The sequence below is a fragment of the Sporolactobacillus nakayamae genome (genome assembly GCF_900113325.1).
GTDB lineage: Bacteria > Bacillota > Bacilli > Bacillales > Sporolactobacillaceae > Sporolactobacillus > Sporolactobacillus nakayamae.
Map to the genome: position 1 here is coordinate 22,384 of NZ_FOOY01000032.1, position 6,722 is coordinate 29,105.

Genomic DNA, 6,722 nt, shown 5'->3' on the forward strand with positions numbered 1-6,722 from the left:
GTTAAGAAATATCCGTAGCTGGGCTTAGGCACTCAACCGGTAAAAATATCTTCATCCGGATACCTAATCTTCGCTTTCGTGCGTTTTGAAAAAGAAAATGCCATCGTGAGCGGACCAATTTTCCCAAAAAACATAACGAACATGATCACAAGTTTTCCATAGACGGTTAGATGAGACGTCAATCCCATTGACAAACCTACGGTACCAAAAGCGGACACGACTTCAAACAGAATTCGTTCAAGTGACGTTTGTTCGGTGATCGACAGGATAAAAACGGAGACAAATACAAGTATCAATGAAATCAGCACAATGGTCAACGCACGTGCCACGATGTGCCGTCCAATGGTTCTTTTACCAATTTCCACTTCCGGTTTTCTTTTTAGGAAGCTGAAAATCTCTGCAAGCAGCACAATAAACGTTGTCAGTTTAATTCCACCGCCTGTTGATGTACTGCCTGCGCCGACAAACATCAAAAAAATCGTCAATAAAATGCCTGGCGTTGTCATGCTGCTGTAATCAATTGTATTAAAACCGGCAGTTCGCGGCGTGATTCCTTGAAAATAGCCTGCCCATAATTTTTCGCCGAGTGGGAGCTTTCCCAGTGTCTGCGCGTTGTGCCACTCAAGGAGCAGAATGCCTGTAATCGCAATTACATTCAGAGCGATTGTTCCAATAATCATCATCCGTGAATGCAGCGACATTTTTCGGAATTTCCGCTCAGAAAGCAACTCGGCGAGAACCGTAAAGCCAAGTCCTCCTGTGATGATCAATCCGGAGATGGTTAGATTGATCAACGGATCACCAACATATCGGATCAAGTTATCCGAAAACAAAGCAAATCCAGCATTGTTAAAAGCGCTGACTGCATGAAAAATGCTGTAAAATAGACCTTTGCCCCAACCGAATTCAGGTACCATCCGGATTGAAAGCAGAAGAGCAGCCACACATTCAATCGTAACAGAGAAGACGAGCAGCCATATCACAAGCCGAATGACCCCGCCAAACGAAGGCTGATTAAGCGCCTCCTGCATCAATTGCCGTTGCCGAATCGAAATCTTTCGGCCAAGAAGTATAACAAAAAAGACGGCAAAAGACATGACGCCGAGCCCTCCGACTTGGATCAGAAGCATGATCACCGTCTCACCAAATACCGTGAACGTCGTACCGGGATCAATCGGTGCAAGTCCGGTCACGGTCGCCGCAGAAGTAGAAATAAAAAACGCGTCGATCCACGAAATCGAGTGCACCGTTGCCATCGGCAGCTTAAGCAGGCAACCGCCAATGACCACAAATGTGAAGAATATAAGAACTAACAGTAATGGCGGATTAAACGTAAAAGGCCTGATATCAAGCTGCGCCATCTTGTTTCTGAACCAAGCCATCCGTCAGACTCCTTCTTTCTCAAACCGTTCAAGATCCTCACTTTTCCCGATGATCAACAAGACATCATCACATTCCAGCTTCAACTCACCAATGTTGCGGACAATAACAGAACGATTACGGCGGATCGCGATCACGTTGCATCCGTAATTCGCGCGCACATCGATTTCCATGATCGACTTGCCAATCAAACGATCCGTTACTTCAATTTCAATAATACTGTAGTCCTTCGACAACTCGATGTAGTCGAGAATCTTATTCGCTGTCGCCAGATGAGCAATCCGGTAGCCGATTTCAACCTCCGGACGGATGATCTTATCCGCGCCAAGCTTCCTCAGAATTTTCTCGTGATAGTCATTCTGAGCCTTCGCCCAGATCTCCTTCACGCCCGATTCCTTCAGCAGCAGCGTCGTCAGGATGCTCGCCTGAATGTTGCGCCCGATTGCAACAATCACATGATCGAAGTTGCGGATACCGAGCGCATGCAGCACCTTCTCATCCGTTGAATCCGCCTGAACCGCCTGCGTCACGACATCCGAGTAATCATTTACTTTATCCAAATCAATATCGATCGCCAGAACCTCGCAACCCATATTGCTCAGCTCGACGCTGACGCTTGAGCCAAGTTGACCGAGACCAATAACCGCAAATTGTTTGTTCATCATAATCTGTCCTTATTAGAAAATAAAAATACATGACCACACTGTGACCATAAGTGCCCATACATTTCTTACTCCATGTAAATGAACGATCATTATCGGACCATTCGGAAAATCAATCATTTGCCTTCATCCAATTATCTTTTTCAAGTTAAAAAAATGGAGCCCTGATAACGGGCTCTACCATTGTTTTCGTATTCGCTACCCTTAGATTACTCAGAAACCCACTATGTTGTCAACCACCGCACACATTATTTCCATTTTGTTAAGTTATGTTAAATTCCTGCCAATCCTTCCCCAGCTCTTGAAATCTAGCACTCTAGCCCCGATAATTAGATTACTAGGGAAGTTTGTCTTATTTAAAAGAAAGGAGGTTCATCCTGTCGGTAATCTGCAATTAGGGAGAGGAAAAAAGTGAATAAAGCAGTAAAAATTTTAGCCGTCACGCTTGTATTTTTCTCACTGGCGATAGGCAGCCTCATCGCGCCATTCGGAGATACGGCTCAAGCGGCGTCCGCGTTCCAAGCGCGCGTCACCGTCAGCAAAGCAAAGGTCTACACAGGTCCCGGAAAGAAATACCGCTCCATCGGCACACTCTACAGAAACACTTCAGTCACGGTCAAAGGAAGCAAAGGCAGCTGGTATAAAATCAGCTTCAAAGGAAAAACCCGCTACATATATAATAAAAACGCAAAGAAAATCGTGCGGGCAAAGTTCACCTCCTATAAAGCCTATGTCAAATCCTATTCTCTTAAAATCCGCAACAAAGCAAGCAGCAAATACAAAACCATCCGCACTGTTTACATGAATACCAAAATTACAGTTATCGGCCAGAAAAACGGCTACGCCTATATTTACTCCGGTGGTAAACGTGGCTATGTACAGAAAAAGTGGCTAAAGTCCACGATCAGCTCCTACAAAGCCTATGTCACAGCGAGTACGCTAAATATGCGCAAAGGACCCGGCACCAAGTATAAGCATGTCAAATACCTGCACAAACGGTACAAAGTTACGGTATCCGGATACAGCGGTGGCTGGTACCGAGTGAAATACGGAAACAAAACAGGCTTCGTCAAAGCCCAATACATTAAAAAAGGCACTCCGCCTGTAGCAAGTGTTGCACCGGCACCGCAGCCTGCACCACAACCGGCACCGGCACCTGCCCAATCGCAACCAGCACCTGAACCGCAGCCTGCTGCATCCGCACAACCGGGGGCATCAGCACCGCAACCAGTGCAACTCGATTATTCACCAGTAGCGAATTTCATTGCGTATATTGGTTATGATCAATTAAAGATGTATCAAGGTCCTGATTCTAACTCAGGTGTCGTCACAACTTTAAGAGAGAAAACAGCTGTTACAATTATTGGTCAAAATGGTAATTGGATGAAAGTACGATCTAGTGATGGTAAAGAAGGTTTCATCTATAAAGATAACCTAACAACTGATCTGAATCGATTTAATCCTCCTTCAGGTGCTTATGGCATTGATATTTCACATTACCAAAATGAAAACAATGGCGGAATTATTGATTTTAATGCAATTAAAAATTCAGGAAACAGTTTTGTTATTGTTAAAGCAACTGAAGGCGAAACTCAGAGTACTGTTAAGCAAAAAAATACTCAAGGTGAAACTTCAGATCAACAGTGGACAGATTATACATTTAGTTCAAATGCAAAAAAAGCAACTGAGGTAGGACTAAAAGTTCATGCCTATCACTTTTTCAGGGCAAACAGTGTTAATGATGCGATTATTGAAGCTGATCATTTTGCAGATATTCTCAACGCCGCAATTGCTAATGGAGCAAATATTGATTATGTCTTTGTTGATGTTGAAACAACTAATGGTATTCAAAATGATATCAAAACGAATCTAAGTAACAACACCAATGCATTTCTAAAAGAAATGCGAGCAAGAGGATTTAACAAATTAGGGATCTATTCAGGTTTAAGTTTCTATAAGTCCTACATTAACTCATCTCTAATTGAGCAGCCTCAGGGCAATCCTAGATTACTCGTGTGGATCGCGCGCTACCGTGGTCAAGATACGAATAACGGTACTGGTGCTGATTTTCAAGTCGATATTTGGCAGTATTCAAGTAACGGTTCTGTCAATGGGATTAACGGTGCAGTAGATCTCAATGTTTCTTATTATGATCCAAATGCAGTGTAATGTTGATTTCATCCAAGGCCCTCCTTCCGAAGGTCTTTTTTTTTTGCAAAAAAAGGAGCGCCTGCAATCGGGCGCTCAGAAGTTGTTGCTATATAAAAAGGGGAGGTTAAACAATGTTTCATTGATTTAACATCCTTTATACTACAGGGGAATTATTAATAATTGATTAACAAAATGCTTAATGTTTTTCATAATTGATTCCAACCAACGTACGCAAAAAAATAAACCCTCTCGCAAGGGCTTCAAAAGATGTATAACAGGGGGAAGTTAAACAAACACAATTTAATTGAACAGTTAAAGCATAACGTACTTTTCTAGAGGATCATCAATTTCGGCAAAATTTCCAAATACATGTAAGGGTTCTCACACTATTCACGATCTTTGATGAACACGTGGTAAGGCACTTTGAGATGAATAATCCCATTCGAATAGGGTGCGACTTCATATTCCTGGAAAACGATCACGATGCCATGCTCATAGAAATAGAATTGTCCATTCTTTAAATCAACGCTCTTGAACGCGTCGAGAAAGAAATCATAGCGTCCCTCATTTTTTAGCTCAGTCATTTGTTTTTTCAGATACGCATTTACTTTCTTGAGTTCCTGCTTGTTGCGGATGATGTCCTTCAGCTGATATTGTCTCCCGCTGCGCGTATCGAAATTGTATACTTTTTCATAATGCATCCCATGGGCACCGCCTGTATAGGATTCATCGAGAAACGACACGCTGAGCAGACAATTATTATTGAAACGCACTGTCGGCTGAGTATGGGCATAATATGGCCCCGCCGCGCTAATCAGCTGATCATGCGCATACTGTTCTTTATACTTCTTATCTGTTTTCAGCACTGCATCAGCATGATGGCGAAAGGTTCGATTCATCTGATCCATGATTTGCCGGTCTTCAATTCCTGAAGTAATCACCGGATAGTAAATGCCTTCGGATAGCCGGTGGATTTTGTACTGTACCGGAGGACATGCATTCGCTTTGGAATATGAGGTAAACAGCAAACTTGACAAGAGACTGAGGCAAATCGTTAAGCATACAAACCATTTTTTATTCATGTTAAGTGCCTCCTCGCTTTTCGCTTAGTATGTCCTACCAAGGTCAAGCTATGAACGCACTTAAAATAAATCGTTTTCATTTCTGTTTTTGCCCATCCTACCGACACAAGTTTCAGTTTTTTAAGCAGAGAATAAGCAGTAATGCCCATTGTTCGTTGACCATTTCCTGTATTTTCATGACATCTTTTTCTTTAATTGACTCAAGATAATGAGGTACCAAACATTTGAGGAGATGAAAAAACAATGGGAAATGGTCATGCTTTCTGGTCTTTTTTAGCAGGATGCGGAGCAACAGCAGCATTCTTCATGATGAGAAACAACCAGCAAAATATGCCTAAATGGATGAAAAAGCCAATGGATCAAATGGGGAAAACTGCTCAGAATATGAGTGGAACGTTTAGTCCACAAGGCTAATGCATGAAACACACCACCATACAAAAAGCTCTCTGCTGGGCAAAATGCAGAGAGCTTTTTGCCGCTGTTTTCTCGCGGCAGTTCATTTTTCAGATTGAGCTGCCAGATACAGTACTCGTGTTGGCGTTTGCCGACGATGATAGAAGGCTCCATAACAAGTCCTCTACAGAATTTGTACCCTGATTCGAGATATTCGCGATACTGTTCGCATCATCGGAATCGGTACTTGCTGAATCACTTCCAGACAATGACAAGGTGCTAAACATTTGAGACGATGAATCGTTCATTAATGAAGAAGCAAGCAGTTGTGCAAATTCAGATGATAATTCCTTTTTGTCTGTGCTGCTCGTGGTCGTACCGGAATTTGATTGATTAATTTGCGATAAGTAATTGAGTAAATTGTTGCCTAAAGAAACCGTCATGTTAACTCCCCCTTTCCCCCATAGTTAAAAAACATTCTCTAGCATAGCAATGGAATCTTAAGAAATGATTAATTCGCAAAAAAAATCCCCACAGCAATGTATGGGGAAACTGGAGGATTAGGGAAAAAGCATCTATAGTATGTCATTTATTTTATCAAAATATTCAATAATCACTATTATTTATTGAATACCAAATTGTGCAGTGTCATGTGAGTTTTCCCATGTTCTGTGTATGGTAAACTATTCATAACGATTGTTTGGAAACATTCAAATTTTTATTAGGGGATCATCCAATGAGGGGTAAATCATTCAAGTTGAGACCGTATAATTGTGTAAAAAGGGTTATCTGAATAAGAGGAATCGACGGGCGTGCGTTCTGTTTTTCCGGAGGGTGGGCCGGCCCACCCTCCGGAAAAACAGCGGGATTCGTCTTCTCTGCTCCCTCATTTTTTTCATAGAAAATGAGCCGGAGCCCATCATCTCAGTTAGAATAGAGTTGTCTAAAACCAAATTCTAAAGGAGAGACTCAGGGATGGCTCAATTACAGATTACTCTAAATGAACAACTTCTGCATCAATTATTTCTTGGAGATTCTAAGGAATCCGGCGTCG

The 6,722-nt window shown here is 42.2% G+C and carries 6 protein-coding genes; 2 read left to right on the forward strand and 4 right to left on the reverse strand.

Translation table 11 applies throughout. The features are described from left to right. Positions 1-32: 32 nt before the first annotated feature. Positions 33-1,361, reverse strand: coding sequence for a TrkH family potassium uptake protein (locus BM003_RS16070; RefSeq protein WP_093674669.1), 1,329 nt, complete (start codon positions 1,359-1,361; stop codon positions 33-35). Positions 1,362-1,385: 24 nt separating this feature from the next. Beyond that, positions 1,386-2,045, reverse strand: coding sequence for a potassium channel family protein (locus BM003_RS16075; RefSeq protein ID WP_093674664.1), 660 nt, complete (start codon positions 2,043-2,045; stop codon positions 1,386-1,388). Between the two features lie 408 nt (positions 2,046-2,453). Here BM003_RS16075 and BM003_RS16080 point away from each other — a divergent pair, with 408 nt between their 5' ends. Next, on the forward strand, positions 2,454-4,211 hold the full coding sequence (locus tag BM003_RS16080) for an SH3 domain-containing protein (protein WP_093674665.1): 1,758 nt from the start codon (positions 2,454-2,456) through the stop codon (positions 4,209-4,211). Positions 4,212-4,579: 368 nt separating this feature from the next. On the opposite strand, the gene BM003_RS16085 is transcribed toward BM003_RS16080, so the two are convergent. Beyond that, entirely contained in the window at positions 4,580-5,275 is a 696-nt protein-coding gene (locus tag BM003_RS16085) for a DUF3298 and DUF4163 domain-containing protein (protein ID WP_093674666.1), read from the reverse strand. Positions 5,276-5,518: 243 nt separating this feature from the next. Between BM003_RS16085 and BM003_RS17755 the strand changes: the two genes are divergently transcribed. Beyond that, entirely contained in the window at positions 5,519-5,689 is a 171-nt protein-coding gene (locus BM003_RS17755; protein WP_177184840.1) for a hypothetical protein, read from the forward strand. Between the two features lie 89 nt (positions 5,690-5,778). On the opposite strand, the gene BM003_RS16090 is transcribed toward BM003_RS17755, so the two are convergent. Then, on the reverse strand, positions 5,779-6,111 hold the full coding sequence (locus BM003_RS16090; protein WP_093674667.1) for a hypothetical protein: 333 nt from the start codon (positions 6,109-6,111) through the stop codon (positions 5,779-5,781). Positions 6,112-6,722: the final 611 nt, after the last annotated feature.

What these genes read in the sequence shown, in the direction of transcription:
- BM003_RS16085 (WP_093674666.1), bottom strand. Translation starts at nt 5,275, where the DNA reads ATGAATAAAAAATGGTTTGTATGCTTAACGATTTGCCTCAGTCTCTTG.
- BM003_RS16090 (WP_093674667.1), bottom strand. Translation starts at nt 6,111, where the DNA reads ATGACGGTTTCTTTAGGCAACAATTTACTCAATTACTTATCGCAAATT.
- BM003_RS17755 (WP_177184840.1), top strand. Translation starts at nt 5,519, where the DNA reads ATGGGAAATGGTCATGCTTTCTGGTCTTTTTTAGCAGGATGCGGAGCA.
- BM003_RS16075 (WP_093674664.1), bottom strand. Translation starts at nt 2,045, where the DNA reads ATGATGAACAAACAATTTGCGGTTATTGGTCTCGGTCAACTTGGCTCA.
- BM003_RS16070 (WP_093674669.1), bottom strand. Translation starts at nt 1,361, where the DNA reads ATGGCGCAGCTTGATATCAGGCCTTTTACGTTTAATCCGCCATTACTG.